At 70.7% G+C, this 19,041-nt stretch carries 11 protein-coding genes; 8 read left to right on the top strand and 3 right to left on the bottom strand.

Going from position 1 to position 19,041, the window contains the following annotated elements; all coding sequences use genetic code 11:
• The first annotated feature begins 36 nt into the window (after nucleotides 1–36).
• The 5 genes from HUW62_RS04855 (at nucleotide 37) to HUW62_RS04835 (ending at nucleotide 11,616) form a co-directional block, all read left to right on the top strand.
• Nucleotides 37–1,005, top strand: a complete 969-nt coding sequence (locus HUW62_RS04855) for a FecR domain-containing protein (RefSeq protein ID WP_176433704.1) — start codon at nucleotides 37–39, stop codon at nucleotides 1,003–1,005.
• A gap of 249 nt (nucleotides 1,006–1,254) precedes the next feature.
• The gene (locus tag HUW62_RS04850) at nucleotides 1,255–2,916 is read left to right on the top strand and encodes an MYXO-CTERM sorting domain-containing protein (RefSeq protein WP_163865094.1); all 1,662 of its coding nucleotides are present in this window, start codon (nucleotides 1,255–1,257) and stop codon (nucleotides 2,914–2,916) included.
• Between the two features lie 43 nt (nucleotides 2,917–2,959).
• Nucleotides 2,960–4,864, top strand: coding sequence for a hypothetical protein (locus tag HUW62_RS04845; protein WP_176433703.1), 1,905 nt, complete (start codon nucleotides 2,960–2,962; stop codon nucleotides 4,862–4,864).
• 65 nt (nucleotides 4,865–4,929) lie between these two features.
• Entirely contained in the window at nucleotides 4,930–8,535 is a 3,606-nt protein-coding gene (locus tag HUW62_RS04840) for a flagellar motor protein (protein ID WP_176433702.1), read from the top strand.
• A 9-nt stretch (nucleotides 8,536–8,544) separates the two neighbouring features.
• Nucleotides 8,545–11,616 carry a hypothetical protein gene (locus tag HUW62_RS04835; protein WP_176433701.1) on the top strand — a complete coding sequence of 1,024 codons (3,072 nt, stop codon included), beginning with the start codon at nucleotides 8,545–8,547 and terminating at the stop codon, nucleotides 11,614–11,616.
• Nucleotides 11,617–11,679: 63 nt separating this feature from the next.
• Here HUW62_RS04835 and HUW62_RS04830 read toward each other — a convergent pair whose 3' ends face one another.
• Nucleotides 11,680–13,071, bottom strand: coding sequence for a response regulator (locus HUW62_RS04830; protein ID WP_176433700.1), 1,392 nt, complete (start codon nucleotides 13,069–13,071; stop codon nucleotides 11,680–11,682).
• Between the two features lie 13 nt (nucleotides 13,072–13,084).
• Here HUW62_RS04830 and HUW62_RS04825 point away from each other — a divergent pair, with 13 nt between their 5' ends.
• The 3 genes from HUW62_RS04825 to HUW62_RS49850 all read left to right on the top strand — a co-directional run bounded on the left by HUW62_RS04825 (nucleotide 13,085) and on the right by HUW62_RS49850 (nucleotide 16,539).
• On the top strand, nucleotides 13,085–13,471 hold the full coding sequence (locus tag HUW62_RS04825; RefSeq protein ID WP_176433699.1) for a VOC family protein: 387 nt from the start codon (nucleotides 13,085–13,087) through the stop codon (nucleotides 13,469–13,471).
• A 55-nt stretch (nucleotides 13,472–13,526) separates the two neighbouring features.
• Nucleotides 13,527–14,870 (top strand): general secretion pathway protein GspE, encoded by a 1,344-nt coding sequence (locus HUW62_RS04820; protein ID WP_176433730.1) that lies wholly within the window; start codon nucleotides 13,527–13,529, stop codon nucleotides 14,868–14,870.
• Between the two features lie 118 nt (nucleotides 14,871–14,988).
• Nucleotides 14,989–16,539: an ATP-binding protein gene (locus HUW62_RS49850; RefSeq protein ID WP_176433698.1), complete on the top strand. Its 1,551-nt coding sequence runs from the start codon at nucleotides 14,989–14,991 to the stop codon at nucleotides 16,537–16,539.
• Between the two features lie 92 nt (nucleotides 16,540–16,631).
• Here HUW62_RS49850 and HUW62_RS04810 read toward each other — a convergent pair whose 3' ends face one another.
• Both HUW62_RS04810 and HUW62_RS04805 read right to left on the bottom strand, forming a co-directional pair.
• Nucleotides 16,632–18,776: a protein kinase gene (locus HUW62_RS04810; protein WP_163865101.1), complete on the bottom strand. Its 2,145-nt coding sequence runs from the start codon at nucleotides 18,774–18,776 to the stop codon at nucleotides 16,632–16,634.
• Between the two features lie 78 nt (nucleotides 18,777–18,854).
• Nucleotides 18,855–19,041: PDZ domain-containing protein (locus tag HUW62_RS04805; protein ID WP_176433697.1), on the bottom strand; the 187-nt coding region annotated here is incomplete at its 5' end.

Genomic DNA, 19,041 nt, shown 5'->3' with positions numbered 1-19,041 from the left:
GCATCCCACTCCGGCTGTGATAGCTAGAGGGACTCCATGGCTGAGCCTCGCCCCTCCCGGCGCCAGACGCCGTTCTTCATCGGCCTCGCGTTGATCCTCGCGGCCCTGCCGTTGGGGTGGTTCGTCTTCCTGCGCCAGCCACCACCTCCGCCTCCTCCGCCCGCCCCGCTCGTGGTGCCGGCGGCCGCGCCCGCGGTGACGCGGCCGTTGGAGCTGGAGCTGACCGAGGTGACGGGCACCGTGGAGGTGAAGGAGGGCGATGGCACCTGGCGCAAGGCCTCGGTGGGCATGGCCCTGCGGCGGCACGACAAGGTGCGCACGGATGATGGCTCGTACGCCGTGCTCATCGGCGGCGAGGCGGTGGAGTTCCGCATGGACCCGGGCACCGAGGTGTCCGTGGAGGAGCTGACCGCGTCGGTGTCCCGCATCCTGCTCGCCAACGGTATGGCGACCGCCGTCGTGCGTCCCGGCAAGCGCCACACCTTCGAGGTGAGGGCCGCGCAGAGCGACGCGGTGGCCACCCTGCACGAAGCCGGTGCCTTCACCATGAGCAACAACGGCCAGGGCACCGTGGCCGTCGGCACGCGCGAGGGCGAGGTGACACTGCTCGGGAAGGGCAAGGTCGTCATCGTCCGCGCGGGTCAGCAGTCCGTCATCCGTCCGGGCCAGGCCCCGTCAGAGCCCGCCGCAGTGCCCACCAGCCTCTTGCTCAAGGTGGACTGGCCCTCGGAGCGCACCCGTCGCGAGAAGGACCTCGTCGTGCGAGGCCAGACGACCCCCGGCAGCCGCGTGCAGGTGAATGACGTGCGCGTGCTCGCCGACGCGGAGGGCCGCTTCGAGCGCAAGGTGAAGCTGCGCGAGGGCTCCAACACCGTGGACGTGCGCGCCGTGGGCGTCGGCCGTGTCGAGCAGCGTGAGAAGGCCGAGCTCATCGTCGACACCCGGCCTCCTTCGCTGAAGACCGACTCCGACATCTGGAATCAGGCCAGCGACGCAACTCCCTGAAGCCACGAGCATGCGGGCAAGCGGTCGGCTTGACCCCTGGCAGGGGGTCTCCCTAGACTCCAACCCACAGTCGTTCCTGTTCAAGGGCAATCCTGGCCGAAAGGCCTGGTGCGCAAAGCCGCGGGGCCTGAAGTCCGGCCGGCCGTGACCGCCGTGGGAAGCACGCTCCGGGGAGCATTCCGGACCCACTGCGCCTTGTGCGGGCCATGGGTCTGTCGTTCCTGAGTCCCCCCGGGAAGGTGGTTTCAAATGCTGCGCGCTCTCGCCGTCGTGACGTGCTTGCTGCCTGCGCTGTCCCCCGCCTCCCCTCAAGTCGGCAGTCTCAGCGGGTCCGCCAAGGTGGTGAATGGCGGGCCCGGAGACCAGACGGACCCTCACGTGAGCGGGGCGCTGGTCGCCTACACGAGCGAGTCCGGTGGCACGAGCGAGATTCGCTATCAGGACATGGTGTCCGGAGTGGACCAGGCCATTCCGAACGACGGTGCGTTCGACTTCGTGTCGGACATCAGCGGAAGCACCGTGGTGTTCACCCGCGTCAACACCTCCAGCGCCATCTACACGTACGAGGTGGGCAAGGCACAGGCGCCGGTGGAGCTGGCGCCCCAGGCGGGCAGCAGCCGGCGCGCGGCGGTGATTGGGGGCCGCACCGTGGCGTGGCAGGACTTCGGCTACACCGGCAGCACGCTGGAGCCGGAGATCGCCCTCTACGATTTGGACCAGGGCACGCTCACCCGGCTCACGGATGATCGCATGCTGGACCGCACACCGTCGGTGTCCCCGGATGGGAAGACGGTGGTCTGGGCCAAGTGCGATGCCCAGGGCCAGCACTGCGACATCTGGCAGGCGCGCTGGGCGGGCAACGGCTTCAACTCGCAGGCGCTCACCGGCAGCGAGGGCGAGGAGTCCCAGCCCGACACCAACGGAGACATCGTCGTCTACGCGAGCACGCGCACCGTGGACGGTGTGTCGGACCGGGACATCTACTGGAAGCCCGTGAATGGCGGCACCGAGCAGCGACTCGCGCTGCCGGGGCTGGATGCGAACCCCAGCATCAGCGGCTCGTTGATCGCCTTCGAGCGCAGGGACCCGACGAAGGGCGACTTCGACATCGCGCTCTACGACTTGGACACGCAGACGCTCTACCTGCTCACCCAGTCGCCGGAGAACGAGAACCTCAATGACTTGAGCGTGTCCGACGACGGCACCGTGCGCGTGGTGTGGACGGTGGCGGAGAACGGGGACTTCAACGTGCGCTCGTTCACCTTCAAGCTCCCGAGAGAGCTCCCCTGTGACGCCTCGCCCGCGGAGCCGACGCGGACGGCCGAGGCGGTGTGCACTCAGCCCGGGTCGACGCCGCTCCTGGCCGCGCTGGAGGTGGCGCGGACGACGGGGCAGCCCAACGCGGTGTCACTCGGCTTCCATGGCCTGGGTGCGGGAGTCATGTGTGTCGACAACGGCTACAGCGGCGAGCGCGCCACCTCCGGCTGGGTCTGGTTGGACGGCGCGGAAATCGTTGACCCATCCCGCTTCAAGCCCACCGTGTCGTTGGTTGCGCGGGACGTCACGCTGGATGGCAACACGTGGCTGGCGGCGCTGATCTCAGGAAATCCCGGAAGCTCCTTCCGCATTCGCATCTACGGCACCGCGTCGCAGTGCGGTGTGACGCAGCCGGTGGCGGGGGAGGAGCTCATTCCGGGCCACTCCGTGGCACCCCTCACTCTTGAGGTAGGCGGGGTGTCACCCCTGACCTTCGTGCCGCTGAGTGACGAGCCTGGAGCAGGGTGTAGCGCGAGTGGCACGTCGGTGGCGGCGGCGGGACTGGTGCTGGTGGCGTTGTGGCTGGCGCGACCCCGGCGGGTCTCGGTGGTGGTTTCGCGGAAGGAGCTTCGGCGGAGAGGACGGGCCCTGTAGACTTCTACGCGTCCTGAAACATTTTCCGCTCCCCGCCATTCTATTGCTGTGCGTGTGTGCTTCGGCCAGAGCCGACACACTGGAGCTGCTTGGGCCGTCGTCCGCCGTGACGCCCGAGGGTTTCCCCGTGGCGGTGGTGCGCAAGGATGCGTCTGGAGTTCCCGTGCCGCTGGCGGGCACACCCACCGTCATCGTGGAGGGCGCGGAGCTGCGTGAGGGACTCGCGCAGCCACCGCTCCGCACCTTCATCGTCGTGCCCCACTCAGGGGCTCGTGACGTGGTGGTGCGCGCGCGCGTGGATGGATTGGAGGCGCAGGCGCGCTTCGTGCTCGGACCTCCCGCCACTGACGTGAAGCTGGGACTTGAGCCCGCCGCTCCGGTGAAGGGCCGCGACAAGGAGGCGGTGCTCACCGTGAGTCTGCTGCGCCCGGATGGCACGGCCGACGACAGCGGCGCGCCGCCCGTGGTGCGTGTCAGCACTGGCAGGGTGGAAGGGTTGGAGCGTGTCGCGCCTGGAATGTATCGGGCGCGCTACATCCTCCCGGACACGCGGCATCCCGAGGTGGCCATCCTGGTGGCGTTCTCCGCGTGGCCCAGTCCGCAGTCGGTGCATGGGGCCTATGGGCGAGTGCTGGTTCCGCTCGCCGCGTCGGTGAACCTGCCGGGCACGACGGAGCCGGATGCGCGCATCTCCATCGACATCGCGGGGGCGACGTTCGGTCCGGTGACGGCGGGCGCGGATGGTCGCTTCCGTCTCCCCATCGTCGTGCCGCCAGGACATCGCTTCGGCCAGGGCCGCGTGGTGGACCGGGCGGGCAATGCGAAGCGACAGAACATCGATTTGAACCTGCCGCCCACCGACGGGCTCGCGTGCGTGTTCCAGCCGCAGCGACTTCCGGCGGATGGTGTGTCGCGGGCGCGGTTGTTGTGCGCGACGAGCGACCCGCTGGGCAAGCCGGTGGAGGATGCGAAGGTGACGGCGCAGGCGCGTCGCGGTGTCCTCAAGGGGCCGTCGCGCGCGGCGGGCGGCATGCTGGAGTGGCTCTACTCGGCGCCCCGCACGTTGGGCGACGACGAGCGAATCGAAGCGGCCTGGCCTCAACGCGGCGCGGGCTCTCGCGAGGTGCTGGCGCTCCAGTTGGTGCAGGGACCGGTGACGGAGCTGGCCATGTCCGTGTCGGAGCCGCTGGTGCATCGCGGCGCCCAGGCACAGGTGGCAGTGCGCGCGCGGGATGCGCTCGGACGTCCTCGTCCTGGCGCGACGTTGTCTCTCACCGCGCCCGAAGGGGACTTCACTCCGCCGGTGGAGCCCGCGCCCGGTGACTTCGCGAGCGCCTGGCAGCCGCCGGCCTCCGGAGGCGAGGAGCAGGTGACGCTGAGCGCGCGGGCGTGGGGACCGGTGGGCAGCGAGCCGGCGCGCATCGCTGTATGGCCGCGCGGAGGTGTGCTGTACGCGGGCGTGTCGGACCTGGCGGGGCTGCCGGTGCCCTCGCAGCCGCTGCGTCTGGATGGGCACGAACTGACCACGGGCCTGGATGGCACGGTGTCCCTGGGGAAGCTGGCTCCGGGCGCGCATCTGGTGGCGCATGGGCTGTGGACGGGGTTGGTGCGCACCGTCCATGTCCTGGGGGGCGAGGGACTGGCGTATCCGTTGGACCCGCTGCTCGTGCCCGAGGCCGTCTCACAGCAGGTTCGCGTGGCGCCCCAGGTCCCCGTCAACGTGCGGCTTCGCGTGGAGGGCACGCGCGTGACGTACTGGGTGGAGGATTCGCGCGGCCGCATCCTGGAAGGGCGCGCGGTGCATGTCGCGCTGTCGGACGGAGCGCGCGAAGGCGACGAGGTCCGCGAGGGACGCACGTCGTTCACGGTGCGCGCCACGCGACCGGTGAGTGTCTCCGTGGCGGACGTCGCCACGGGTGTCACCGCGCTCGTCGAGGTGCGTCCATGAGGCGCTCGGGCCTGGGGACAGGGCGTGTCCATGGACGTGCCCGCGCTGCTCGCCGAGGTGCGTCCATGAAGCGCTCGGGCCTGCTGGTGCTGAGCGTGCTGCTGTGCGCCGGGGCGGCCTCGGGACAGGGCGTGTCCATGGACGTGCCCTCCTTGGCATCCACCATCGCCGGACGCGTATGTCTCGACGTGGATGGGGATGGACTCTGCGGCGCTGACGAGCCGGGTGTCGCGGGTGTGCGGCTGGTGCTGACGACGGGTCGCGAGGTGCGCACGGATTCGCGAGGACGCTTCCACCTCACGGGAGTGGACTCGCGCACGCCGGACGCCACGCGTGGGCTTCACCTGCGTCCGGGTCGGCATCGCCTCAAGGTGGACCCTCGCTCACTGCCGGCCGCGAGTCAGGTGACGCCAGAGGCCGCCACGGTGGAGGTGCCCTGGGGCGCCGTCGCCCTCCAGGACTTCGCCGTGCGCAGCCTGGCTTCGGATGCGCTGCCTTTGGAGCTGTCCTATTCGCGGATGCCTCCCGTGGCCGACGTGGTCTCCGGCGAGGGCGCCGTGCGTTTCCGTGTCGCGGGACAGGCCGCCGTGGGAGACCGCGTGCGCATCGGCGGCGCCGACGCGGAGGTGGATGAGCGCGGTGGATGGAGCGCCTCGGTTCCCCTCATCGCTGGAGACAACACGCTGGTCATCCAGGCCACCGCGCCGGATGGCAAGGTGCGCGTCTCGCTTCAGCACGTCGATGTCGTGCGCCGCGCCGAAGGCTGGCTGGTGGTGCCGAGGCCCTTGGTGCTCGTGGGCGCGTTTCAGCTTCCCGCCGCGCGTGACGAAACCGCGGCCAGCGGAGTCACCCGGCTGAAGGTGGAGGCTCCCTCGGGGACCTCGGTGCGCGGCCCGTTGGGTGAGAGCTCCGTGGTCGATGCCGACGGCCGTGTGGAAGTTCCCGTGACGCTGGCTTCGGGGAACAACCACGTGACGCTGGCGCTGACTCCGCCCGGTGGCTCCGCTCACGAGGTGGTGGTGGACATCCTCGCGAAGCCGATGCCATTCGCGGTGGGGTTGCTGGACATCGAGGCGAGCTTCGCGCCGGCGGACAGCGACTTCCAGCTTCGCGGCAGAGGCTCAGCACACGCGGAGCTGCGCCTGGGCCCGGTGGACGTGGTGGGCGAGGTGGACCTTCGCGACACGGACGGCCGCACGCTGCGAGGCGCGGAACTCCCCGACTGGCTGCGTCCTCGCGTCCCCGAGCGCTTCGAGCGTGTGGCGGACCCTGACTTCTCGCCGGAGGAGTGGGCCGACGACTCGGTGTCGCTGACGCCGAACGCCTCCGAGGCCCGGCTCCGCGCGGAAGCACGTCATCCCGACTACGGCCGCGTGGGCCTGGGCACCTACCGCGCGCTGGTGCAGGACCGTGAGGTGGGCCGCTACCACCGCCCCCTCTTCGGCCCCTATGCGGAGCTGACCACCTCCAGCGCGAAGGGCCCGGAGCTCCGCGCTGGCGTGGACGCATTCGGTGGCAGCCTCACGGACCCGACACGCGGACTCTCGGCCGTCCCCGCGCACGAAGAGCTTCGCGCCACGGGCGGCAGCCTCTTCTACCTGGGCGCGGTGTCGGTGGCGGAGGGCTCGGAGCTGGTGCGAGTGGAAGTGCGTGACGGTGTCACCGGACTGCCGCTGGCCGAGCGACACCTGGTGCGCGGGCGCGACTACGACATCGACTACTTCGCGGGGCGCATCTTGCTGTCCCGGCCGCTGTCGTTCATGGCGGGTGACACCTTTCTGCGCACCGACATGCTGACGGAGGCACCGGAGCCGGTGCTCGTCGTCGATTACGCGGCGCTGCGCACGACGGGCACCGAGGACTCTGGAGGCGGCGAGGTGTGGGCCGAGTGGCGTGGCGCGCGCGTGGGACTGGCCGCGGTGCGTGAAGGCCACGAGGGTCGTCCGTACACGCTCTACTCGGGCCGGGGCTCCGCGCGACTGGGCGCGTACTCGCTGGAGGCGGAGGCGGCATCCAGTCGCGGCATGGCGGTGGACTCGGGCGTGTTCGGTGTCTCCGACGACGGTGGCCTGAGCTTCCTGCGCCCTGGCGCGGGGCTGGCGACAGGTGGCGAGGCGCTGGGGCTGCGCATGCGCGGACCGGGACTGTGGAGCGAGGGCTCCGTGGATGCGTCCTATCGCTGGCGCGGACGAGGCTTCTCGGACGGCGCGCACCTGGACGCGGCGCGATTCCAGCAACTCGCGCTGCGGCTGCGTCAGCCCGTGGGGCGGCTGCGGTTGTCGCTGCTCGCGGATGGGCGGAACTCGGCGGACCCTCGTGAGCCCTTCGTGGACAACCCCTTCTCCGCGAGCACCGTGGGCGCGAGCGTGGGTTGGGAGGAGTCCACCTGGGGCGTGAGCGTGGAGGCTCGGGATGCTCGGCTCAAGGCGGCCGAAGTCGTGGGGCAGGGTGACGCCCTGACGGGAGGCCGCACCTCCGTGGGTGTCGCGGGTCGCTACCGTCTGCTCGATGGCCTCTGGCTCCAGGCGTCGCATCGCCAGAAGCTGGCCCTGCATGGCGCGGGGCCGGGCCGGGTGGATGACTCGTTCAGCGCGGCGGGCGTGGACGTGGAGCTGGGACGCGACACGCGCGTGGGTGCGCGCGGCGGCTGGGGACCGGAGCTGGGTCCTCGCGCCTGGGCGAACGTGGAGTCACGCAGTGGCTCGGACGTGTACTACGGCGGCTACTCCGTCGATGTGGATGGGCCGGACTTCGGCGCGGGCAGGACGCTCACGGGGGCTCGCACCGAGCTGCCCGACAGCGGCACCGCGCTGTTCGTCGAGGAGGTGGGCCTTCATGACGCGACGTCCGTGCGGCTGTCGCGGGCGGTGGGGCTCCAGAAGACGGTGCTGGATGGCTTCAGCGTGGGGGCCCGCTACGAGCGCGGCGTGCGCAGCCTGCTGGACGTGAATCCTCCGCTGCGGCGCGATGCGGGCGGCGTCTTCGGCCAACTGCTCCTGGAGCGGCTGCGGCTGGAGGGCCGCTTCGAGGTGCGGCGAGAGAAGGGCACGCCGGAGCGCGGAGCGAGCGAGGCGGTGGACCGACTCCAGACAGTGGTGGCGCTGGCCGCCGAGGCGGAGTTGCTGCGCGACGTGACGGCTTCTGGCCGCGTGGACTTCGCGCGGACCGTCAACGACGACGCGCTGGAGGCTCGGCTGCTGGAGGGCTACGCGGCGGTGGCGTGGCGACCCGGCCCGTGGCTCGTGGTGGCGCGCTATGGTGTGACGCGGGAGCTCTTGCCGGGTACTCGGGCCGCGTTTGGCGACAGGGCCTTGCAGATTCTCTCCCTGCTTCCCGCGGTGCGCCTGGGCGACAGGTTCTCGGTGGCCGCGGGCCTTCACGCGGGGCACAGCAGCCTGGAGGGCTCCTCGCGGTGGGTGTGGACAGGCACGGTGCGTCCGGCGGTCCGAATCGTGGGTGGGCTGGAGGTGGCGGCGGAGCTGGCCCGTCGGACGGCTTCACCCGAAGGCGACCGGCTGACAGCGGTGCGCGCGGAAGTGGCATATCGGATGGATGAGAAGCTCCGAATGGCTGTCGGGTACACACTGCTGGGCTTCAGCGGTTTGGGTTTGGGCTCCGAGTCGTCCGAAGATCAGGACCGGCTCTACCTCCGGGCGGAGCTCGCCTACTAGGAGTAACTCGTGCGCGCCGGCATCCTCATCTGCCTCTGTCTGGGACTGTCCGCGGTGGCGTCCGCGGAGTGGAAGGAAGGCCTCACGGTCCCGGGAGAGCCGCGTGACGTGAGGGCGTGGGAACCCTTCACCGTCGCCATCGCTCACTCCACGGGCGCGGAGCTGCACATCAACGAGGAGCAGGTGGCCAACCGCAACCTGTCGCCCGCCGTGGGCACGTTGTTGTTGACCTCGGGTTGTTTCGCGGGCGTGCGCAGCGACGGCGAAATCTTCGCCTACAACAACTGTCTGCCCAACGGCAGCATCATCCCCAACCTGCCCACCGCGACGACGATGGAGGTCCGCCGGGTGATGCAGACCGCGTCGGGCACCGGCTACGCCGCCATCGCCGTCGACACGAACGACCTCCTGCTGTTGCACGCGACGCCATCCGAGACGGCCACCTTCCCCTGGCCCACCCGAGTCCTGGAGACGACCCAGTTCCGGGCCACGTCGGTGATGGGAGTGACGGAGTCCGCGGGGGGAGTGACGCATGCGCTCGTCCCTGTCACCGGCACGCCGAACCTCATCTACCTTCGCGGCGACAAGGTGGAAGCCTCGTTCAGCATGAATCCGGCGCTGACGCCGCTGCCGCTCCAGACGGTGGACCTCATCCCCACGAGCGGGCTGTTTCCCATCCTCCTGGCGGGCAACGCGGACGGCCTCTTCCGGGCGCCCATCTCGGCATCTCCGGCGCCTGGGGATTTCAGTCGAGTCACGCTGGTCGACTCGGGGCCGGTGAGCATCGTCTCCGTCGATGTGAATACCGAGCTGAGCACCGGCCGGGGAACGGGCTTTGGCCTCGCGGTGGGCACGCGCAATGGCGGAGAGCATGTCGTGCTCGGCGCCGTGCCGACAGGAAGCGCCAGCGACTCCGGCACCACGTGGCGAGTGCATCCCGCGTTCGCGAACGCGTCGCTGCCGGTGTCGGACCCGTTCGACCAGGTGTCCTGCGTGGACTCCAGCTTCTGCGTCATCACCCTGCGCAACCAGGGGCAGAACGTCATCTATTACGTCAACGCCGTGGCCCCGCTGTTCGGCGCGATTCCGGACCCCGTCCTCATCGACGAGGGAACGACGCGGATACTGGATGTCATGGCGAGCGACGAGGACGGCGACGCGGTGCGGGTCTCCGCCGACGTGGGGGCGACGCCGCTGACCGTCAACGCCACGCCTGGGGTGGATGCGCTGTCGCTGTCCCTCACCGCCCCGGAGGTCTGCGAGCCGACCACGACCCAGTTCACCGTGTTCGCCTCGGACGGCCTGGGCGCGCATGACCGGCAGACCACGGTGACGCTGCGAATCGAGAACACGGAAGGGCCCGGAGCGCCCGGGGTGCTGCCGCTCCAGGGGAACACCACCACGGCGGGAGGCTCCTCGCTCGTGTTCACCGCATCCCCGAGCGCCGGAATCTGCGAGTCGGTGGACTACGTGTGGAACGCCCCCCCGGGCCAGCCGATGTTGCAGACAGAGGAGGATGGCCGCGTCGCGACGTTCGTGCCCCCGGAGTTCCTCTGCTCCGCGACGGGCGCGCGCTACACCTACGAAGTCCGTGCACGGGACAAGGGGCGGACTCCGTCCGAGCCCACGTCTATCTCCGTCGACGTGCGGCCCTGGGGCAAGCCGGCAGCGCCCTTCGCGCCGAACACGGTTCGACAGGTGAGGTCGGGGAGCACCGTGGAACTGCGTCCCGAGGCACTGCACGCCTGCGAGGCCACGGCGGGTCTCCCCCAGGTGGAGACGGTGTGGCGGCTCCAGGATGGAAGCTCCGTGCCTCCAGGGCTCACGGTGAAGGACGGTGCTGGCAATCCCGTCGACCTCACGTCGCCCGTCACGGCGCCGGTGCTCCAGGTGTCGGCGGAGGGCTGCGAGCTGGCGGCGCTGACGCTGGTGGCGCGCAACCGGATGACCGTCCCTGGAGTCGGCGTGGTGGAGGGGCCCGAGGCCCCGGTACGAGTGGACGCCCAGCCAGAAGCGGAGGACGTGTCCGCCGCGAGCCTAGACCTGTCGCTGCGCGTCACCTTGGGCGGACAGGACGTCGAGGCGACCTTGGGCACGTCGCTGCGCTGCCCCGGGACGTACGCGCTCAAGGCGCGCATGTTCCTGGAGTCCGTCGACGGCGTGCAGCTTGCCTCCCAGGTGGTGCCCGTGCCGGGCGCCTGGCGCTTTCAGTTGCCCTCGGTCTGCTCGGCCACCACGTACACCGTGCGCGGAGAGCTCTTCTCCGATGTCTCCACGCCCGTCGAAGCGGGCCGCGCGCGACAGTCGCTGACGGCGGAGGCACGGGCCGTGGCCCTGGGGGGGGTGGAGGGTGATGCGCTGGTGGCGCGTTGTGGCGAAGGCGCGAAGACGACCCTGACACAGCGGATTCCTCCCGATGCGTGCGCGGACGTGGAGGTCTCCTGGTCCAGGGACAGCGGCCCCGCGCTCGCGCAGGACGAATTGTCGGGGACGAGCGTCACCGTGGCCACGCTCGAGACGGGCCTGCAGGAACTGGTGGGGACGTCCATCACCCTGCGCGTCACCGCCGACGCGGGTGGGGGCAATGCGGCCACGCGGGTGCACACGGTGCCGATTGTCGCGGACCCCTTCGTCGACGTGGCGCACTCCACGGAGTCCACCTCCGGCCAGCAGACGGGGCTGGTGGGCGTGGTGGTGCAGTTGAGCAACACCACGGACTGCGGCGTCACCGGCCTGCGTCATGTGGAGCGCATCGAGGGCATGGAGCTGGTGCCCGGCAGCGTGAAGGTGGCGGGCGCGACGCTGGCGGAGCAGTCAGTCGAAGGCGGCTTCCAGGTGGAGGGCGTGGCGCTGGCCGCTCACGAGACGCGCACGCTGACGTACGTGGTCCGTCCCCGCCTGCTGTCGTCGCCGCGCTTCGCCGGTGAGGTGTTCCTCAACGGCGTGCCCGTGTCCGGGGCGTCGTTGAGCGAACAACCGTCGTCCTGTGGCTGCTCGCAGGGAGGCTCGGGCGCGGCGCTGTTCGGACTGCTTGCGATGGCACAGTGGCTGCGCCGCCGACGAGATGGCACGCGGCGCTGACTCAGCGGCCGATCGCGGTGGCGCAGTGGCTGTGCCGGCGTCGAGACGGCACGCTGCGCTGACTTAGAGGCCGAAGGAGATCCGGTGGCGGCGGCTCGGCGTCTCCGGCCGCTCCTCCAGCACGCCGAGCAGCTCCAGGCCCCGCAGCGTCGCCAGCGCCTGTCGCTCCGACAGGTCCGTCAGCGCGAGCAGGTCCTCCACCGTCTTGCTGCCGTCCGCGTAGGCCAGCAGCAACGCCTGCGGCCCCTGCAGCTTCAGCTCGTGCAGGCCGTACGGCGGATCGGCGGTGGGGAAGAGGCGGCGCCCTTGCCCCATGCGCTGCCGCAGGGCCACCAGCGTCTCCGTCTTCTCCACGCCCTCCAACACCAGGTCGCCCGGGAACACGGACAGCTTCACCAGGTCCGCGCGCTGCGGCCTCATGGCGCTGAAGCCGTAGGCACCCTCCGTCCAGGTGAAGGTGGACCAGAGCAGCTCGCGGACCTGCTCCTCCAGGAGCTGTCGCCGCCGAGGCGCATCCAGCAGGCCCTGGCGAATCATCGCCTCACCGGTGCGCAGGCCCTCCTGCCGGGCGAAGGCGGCCACCTCCGCGAGCTTCTGCTCCGTGAGCACGCCCTTGCGGACACAGAAGCGACCGAAGCGCTCGTGGGCCAGATTGGAGGCCGCGTACACGATGCGGCCGGACTCGAAGTAGACGACCTTGAGGATGGAGCCCTGCTGGAGCTTCAGCTCTCCATGGTGCCGCGCCTCGTAGTAGGCGTTGAGCAGCCGCGCCACCGAGGTGTCCTTCAGGTCTCCCGCGAGGGACCACTCGGGCAGCGCGCGCCGCGTCTTGGTCGTCGTGGGCTGCGCGCCCGTCCACACCTTCTCCCGGTGCGCGAAGGGCAGCGGCAGGGCGGGCTCCTCGCTCTCCAGTCCAGGCAGCGGGGCGGAGTCGGGGATGGTCTGCATGGGAGCGCTGGCCTCGCCGCCGTCCTCGGCTTCGGGAACCAGCTCCTCCAGGACGATGAGGTCCGCGTCGTCGAGCAGCTCGTCCTGGGCCGCGCCATCCTCCACGGGCGGTGGCGCGCGGGGCGCGGGCACCACGCCGCTCGCCTGCTCCAGGGCTTCCATCACCTGGATGAGCTCGAAGGGCTTCTCGAAGAAGGCCCTGGCGCCATGGACCTGCACGGCCTCCTGCGCGAAGCGGTCACCCTTGTACACACCGCTCACGGCGATGGCGGGGATGCCGTGGGCCCGCAGGGCGGCGAGCACCTCGCTGCCACGGATGTCCGGCAGGAGCAGGTCCACCAGCGCCGCGTCCCACTTGGAGCCGGGGCTGAGCGCCTCCAACGCGGCCTCGCCGGTGTGCACGGCGCGCGCGTCGTGGCCCCGGCTCTGGGCCGTGGAGACGATGAGGGAGGCCAGCTCGTGGTTGTCCTCGACGATGAGCAGTCGCGCCATGGGCGGCGGGACCATACCATCCGCCCTCATGAACGTTCAGGGCTTCCACCATGTCGCAATCCAGGCGGAGGACATCGAGCGGGTGACGGCCTTCTACAGGGACTTGCTGGGCTTCCCCGAGCTCACCCGCCACCTGCGCTCGGACGGCTCCTTGCGGAGCATCTGGGTGGGCGTGCCCGGGGGCGGCTTCCTGGCCATCGAGGCGGCGGGCATGGCGCCAGAGCCGCTCCCGTTCCGCCACGAGCGCCCGGGCCTGCTGATGCTCGCGTTCCGAATCGCCAGGACGGAGCGGGACGCGGTGGTGTCCGAGCTTACTCAGGCGGGCGTCCCGCTGGAGCACGAGACGCGGTGGACGGTGTACGTGCGGGACCCGGAGGGCAACCGGGTGGCGCTCAGCCACCACCCGGAGGACTAGGAGCCCTGGGTGTGCGTGCTTGCGGAGTGGGATGGGGCGCGGCTACAAGCCGGACATGCGCCTGGGCGAACAGCTCCTGAATGATGGCCTCGTCACCGCGGAGGGACTCGAGGAAGCACTCGAGGCCCAGGTGGTGCATGGCGGCCGGCTCGGGACGAACCTGGTGGAGCTGGGGCTGCTGTCCGAGGTGGACCTGGCCAAGACGCTGGGGACGCTGCACAACAGCGCGTTCGCCTCCGGGGAGATGGTGCCGGACCCCAAGGCGCTGGAGCTGGTGCCGCCCAACCAGGCGGATGACAAGGAGCTGCTCCCCATGCGGGTGGATGCGACGCGCCTGAGCGTCGCCGTCGTCAACCCGCACGACTTCACGACGTTGGACGCGATTGCCTTCAAGACGGGCAAGCGCGTGGTGCCGGTGGTCATCCCCGAGTTCCGGATGAACCAGCTGCTGCGCCGCTACACCAAGGCCTTCCGTCCGCTGCGCGCCATCGACATGAACGCGGTGCGGCCTCGCCCCAAGCCGGGCTCGCAGGCGGCGGCCGAGATTGCGAAGGCCGAGGAGAAGCCGCCCGACCTGATGAGCGAGGAGGAGTTCCAGTCCGTCTACGCGCAGGCGCTGCGCGGTGGCGCGGACTACGAAGGGGACATGGGCGAGGAGGAGGTCATCACCGGCGTCGAGGTGGTGGAAGCCCTCCCCGAGCTCCCGCCGATTCCGATGCCGACGGCGCCCGTGGCCCGTCCGGTGGTGGCTCCGCCTCCCGCGATGCAGCCTCCCGCGCCGCGCCCGGTGGCTCCGCCGACGCCTCCCGTGCAGGCGGGCATTCCCGTGGCCCCCCTGCCTCCGGTGGCGCCCGTCGCCCCGCCGCCCATGGCCGCCGCGCCCGTGCAGCGCGCGCCCGAGCCTCCTCCCACGCCGCTGACGTTCGCGGAGGCGCAGGCGGAGCTGGCGCGCAGCACGGACCGCGAGGACGTGGCGCGCACGGTGCTGCGCTTCGCATTGGGCAAGTGGCGGCGCAACCTGCTGCTGTCCGTGCAGGGCAGCCTCGTCACGGGCTGGCACGGCATGGGCCCGGGGGTGCGCGAGGCGGCGGTGCGTCGCATCGGCGTGGCGCTCCGGGAGCAGAGCACGTTCCGGTTGGTGCGAGACACGCGCTCGCACTACGTCGGGCCGGTGCGCCGGGACGCGGCGATGGGCGTGTTCTACAAGCTGCTGGGGGGCGGCTTCCCGACGACGGCGGTCATCCTGCCGCTGCTCGTCCGAGGCAAGGTGGTCCACTTGCTGTACGTGGACAACGGGCCGGATCAGCTCACGCCGCCTGACGTGGGCGAGCTGATGATCCTCTCGCAAAGCGTGGGTCGCTCGTACGAGGCGATGATGCGGCGCCGCAAGAGCGCGTAGTCGTCATCCGGGATTCTGGGAGACGGTTCGTCTGTTCGGTGTCGCCGCGATGTCGTGGCGTCACGGGGTCCGGGTGTGTTCCGGCCCTGTGACGGGTGCGGATTCACGGGAGCAACGCGTGGAAGACGATGGCAACCAGGGGGCCGCACGGCAGGACGCTTGGCTGGCAGAGCTCCTCGCCGCGATGGAGGCCTCCAACCGGGGCGACTTCTCGCGGCGAGTGCCCGTCCGAGGCACGAACACGCTCGAGGACCGACTGGCGGAGACCTTCAACGCGGGGGTGGAGCGCCTGTCGTCCCTTGCTCGGGACGTGACTCGAGTGGGCCGTGAGGTGGGAGTGGAGGGCCGGCTGGGTGCACGTGTCGACGTGTCGGGGACCGAGGGCGCGTGGCGGGAGCTGGGCGACGGGGTGAACGTGCTCGCCGGGCTCGCGAAGATGGTGTCGGAGGACTCGGACCATCGCCTGGGGCCGAAGGAGGCGGAGTATGCGCGGACCATCCATGCCTCGGGCGTGGACCTGCTCAGCCTCATCAATGACCTGTTGGACTTGTCCAAGGTGGAGGCGGGGAAGCTTCAGGTCGAACCGGAGGACGTGCCGCTCGCGGAGGTGAAGGCGCTCATCGAGCGCGACTTCCAGCACGTCGCCGAGCAGAAGGGGCTGGGCTTTGGTGTCGTGCTCTCCAGCTCGCTGCCCCGGACGATGCGCACCGACTCGCTGCGCTTGCGGCAGGTGCTCATGAACCTGCTTTCGAATGCCTTCAAGTTCACCGACTCGGGGCGGGTGGAGCTGCGCGTCGCGCTGATGGGGCGGGGGCTGCTCCATTTCGAGAGCCCCGTGCTGAATCGCGCCGAAGGGGTGCTGGCGTTCAGCGTGGTGGATACGGGCATTGGCATCGCGCAGGACAAGCTCCAGCGCATCTTCGAGGCGTTCCATCAGGCGGAGCCGGGCACGAGTCGCAAGTACGGAGGCACGGGTCTGGGGTTGTCCATCAGCCGCGAACTGGCGCACCTGCTGGGAGGAGAGCTGCACGTCGCCAGCGAGCTGGGGCGGGGCAGCACCTTCACGCTCTACGTGCCCGACGTCTACGTGGGTGAGGAGTCCCAGGCGGAAGGCGAAGCGGGCGGACAGCGGAACTTCGCGCGGGCCGGGGAGTCGATGGTGGAGGTCTCCGCGGTCGAACTCCCCACGTTCGCGCGCGGTGATGAGTCGACGCGGAGCGGTCCGCGTGCGCCGGGCGAGGTGATTCCTTACGAGCCCTTCGCGGGGTCTTCGTTCCTGGAAGGGGAGCGGGAACGGACCACCCGGCGTCGCGTGCTCGTGGCGGACGACAACATCCGTGAGGCGTTCTCGCTCATCAGCGTGTTGGAGTCGCGGGGCCTGGAGGTCCTCCATGCGGAGAGCCTGGGCGAGACGCTGCGTGTCCTGGGGGACTCGCCGGAGGTCGATGGCCTGCTGCTGCTGCTCCCGATGATGGAGGAGGGCCATGCCTTCCTGACGAAGCTCCGTGAGGATGCGCGCTTCGTGGACATGCCCATCGTCGTCGTCACGGCCCAGCCGAGCGACGACGAGCGGGCGAGATGCCTGGACGCGGGTGCCAGCGACTGTGTGGCGCGGCCCCTGGACACCGACCGGGTCCTGGAGCTTCTGCGCCTGGAGCGTCGCGAGTAGTCACGGCGCGCCAGGGAGCACGTGTCAGGTCGGGCGAGTCACGCTGGCAGGGCTCGGGGTGAGGAGCCGCTGCCAGCGGGGACCGAGGGGGCCTACTCCTCGGAGGGCGTCTCGAAGTCCACGTCGAACGAGACGCGCTGGCCGGGCTCCAGCTTGAACGTCTTCGCCCACCGCGCGCCGTTGGCGATGACGAGGAGCTGATGCGTGCCCTCGTAGGCGTCCTGCTCCTCCACGGGCGCGGCGCCGATGAGCCGGCCGTTGAGGGTGACGATGGCGTCCTTCGGCGCGCGGACGTTGATGAAGCCCTTGTTCAGGAAGAGCTGCTGCGCGTTGCGCCCGCCCGCGGTGATGGTGAACGTGCGAGCCACCTGGATGCCGAGCACGGCGTTGGTGAGCGTGAACACATGTCGGCCCGCGGGCAGCGCCACGCTGAGCGGCGTGCGACCCAGGAACCCACCCGGATAGGACACGTCCACGCGAGGATCCACGGTGAGGTCCAGGTAGCCGGTCGCAATCACCTCGGCGCCCGCGTCCACGCCACCGTCGGCGTTCGCTCCTGCGTCCTCCAGGCCGCCCATCGCGATGGACGGGGGCCCAGCGTCCTCCAGCTCCGCTTCAATCTGGGCCGGCAGGCGCTGGACGATGACGGCCGCGCCACCCAGCGCGAGCACCGTGCCCACGCCGACGACGGCGACCCACGCCCGAGAGGACTTCCGAGGCGCACCGGCCGCTGGCGGCACGGGGCTCGAAGCTGGCACCGCGCCCGCTGGAGTTGCCGGAGCTCCGGACGCACCGGCTCCGTTCGTGACGGGCGTGGGCGATGGCGTGGTGCTCGTGAGTGGCGTGGCACTCGGAGTCGAGGACGCGGTCGCGGCTCCGGCCGGAGTCGGCCCTGAACTCGCGGCGGTCGCCACAGCGGCGGCGGGAGCCACGGTGCTCGTGGCCGTGTCAGCGGTCCCCGTCGACGCCGTGGCGCTCTCGGAAGAAGCGACAGTGGCAGAGGTCCCCGTCGCCGGAATCGTCTCGACGGAAGGCAGGGTGGGGTTGGACGCCGTGGTGCTCGTGGCCTCGGTGGCGGGTGCGGCCGCCGGTGCCGGTGCCGGTGCAACCACGGCGGAGGAGCCCGTGGGCTCTCCCGCGGGTGCCGCGCTGGCCTCGGTGAGCTGCACACCGCTGGTGCCGCCGGACACGGCCGCGAGGATGGAGAGCTGGCCCTGCATCGCCGGCCACACCTTCGGAATGGCCGAGGGTGGCAGGGTGCCGGTGACGAGGAACTCCGCCACGACGGGAGGTGAGACACCGACCTTCTGGAGCACGTCCGCGATGCCCGCCTCGATGACCCGGCGCCGAGCCGCGCGAGCCTCGTTCTCCGGAGGGAAGAGCTTGGCGAGATAGTCCGCCATCGACGTGTGCGCGGGCAGCGTGCCCACCGCATCCACAATCGCTTCGCGGAAGGCGTGCGCGGACGGGTACCGGTCATACGCGCGCTTCGCCGTCGCCTTGCGCACCACCGCGTCCAGCTTCAGCGGCACGTCCTGGGACATCGTCGGCAGCGTGCGAGTGAGTGTCGCCTTGTCCGGGTCCGCGTTCTCCTTGAAGGGCATCTTCCCGGAGAGGCACTCGTGCAGCACCAGTCCGAGCAGGAACACGTCCGACTGGACATTCACGGCCTCGCGACCGCCCAGCAACTGCTCCGGGGCGCTGTATGCGCGGCGGTTCTTCACGCGCTTTCCATCGCGCTCGCGCGGCGCCACGCTGAGGGCGCCGTAGCCCGTCACCTTCGTCAGGCCGCTGAAGGAGAGCATCAGCGTCTCGGGCCGCACATCGCCGTGCACCAGCGGCGTGCCGTCGTCGTTGCCGGCCATGTGCGCGTAGTGCAGGCCCGTGGCGGCATCCGCGGCCACCAGCGCGGCGAGCGGCGGGGGAAGCCGAGGGCTCGCCTCCAGCACGCGCCGCAGGGGCTCACCGTCGGCGAACTCGGTGACGCGCGCCAGGCCACCGTCCTGGGCCGCGAGGCTGTGGACGCGGAGGATGTTCGGATGCTCGAAGACGAGCGCGCGGCCCGTCTCCCGCGTCAGCTTCGCGGTCAGCTCCGGGCTCTGGACGACCTCCTGCGGAGCCCAGATGAGGACCACGGGGCGAGGGGGCAGGCCATCCTCGAGGGCAAGCCCCAGGAAGGCTCGGGAGCCCGCCCCGGCGAGCAGGGGACCAAGTGACAGGTAGCGCACGGTGCTCATGGGGCACGCATGCTAGTGCGAGTTGCGCGCCCTCCGAAATCCGAGGAACCCGCTGCCATGCCTGCCAGGAGGCCTGCCCTACAGGCTCGGCCCCCGGTCCTGCTCGAAGGGCAGCGTGATGTGGTACCCGTAGCGGCCCCTCCGCACGAGCAACAACACGCTCCGTCCGCGCCGCGCCGTGATGAGGGCCTCCTTGAACCCGTCCGCCGACGTCACCGGCTGGTTGTTCACCCGGAGGATGATGTCCCCCGGCTCCAGCCCCACC

It is taken from the genome of Myxococcus sp. AM011, assembly GCF_013372595.1.
In the GTDB taxonomy this organism is placed as follows: Bacteria; Myxococcota; Myxococcia; order Myxococcales; family Myxococcaceae; genus Myxococcus; species Myxococcus eversor.
This window is presented reverse-complemented; position numbering and strand designations above follow the sequence as displayed.

Coding starts and splice junctions, on each gene's coding strand:
- HUW62_RS04825 (WP_176433699.1), top strand. CDS start 13,085: ATGAACGTTCAGGGCTTCCACCATGTCGCAATCCAGGCGGAGGACATC.
- HUW62_RS04850 (WP_163865094.1), top strand. CDS start 1,255: ATGCTGCGCGCTCTCGCCGTCGTGACGTGCTTGCTGCCTGCGCTGTCC.
- HUW62_RS04830 (WP_176433700.1), bottom strand. CDS start 13,071: ATGGTCCCGCCGCCCATGGCGCGACTGCTCATCGTCGAGGACAACCAC.
- HUW62_RS04810 (WP_163865101.1), bottom strand. CDS start 18,776: ATGAGCACCGTGCGCTACCTGTCACTTGGTCCCCTGCTCGCCGGGGCG.
- HUW62_RS04820 (WP_176433730.1), top strand. CDS start 13,527: ATGCGCCTGGGCGAACAGCTCCTGAATGATGGCCTCGTCACCGCGGAG.
- HUW62_RS04855 (WP_176433704.1), top strand. CDS start 37: ATGGCTGAGCCTCGCCCCTCCCGGCGCCAGACGCCGTTCTTCATCGGC.
- HUW62_RS04840 (WP_176433702.1), top strand. CDS start 4,930: ATGAAGCGCTCGGGCCTGCTGGTGCTGAGCGTGCTGCTGTGCGCCGGG.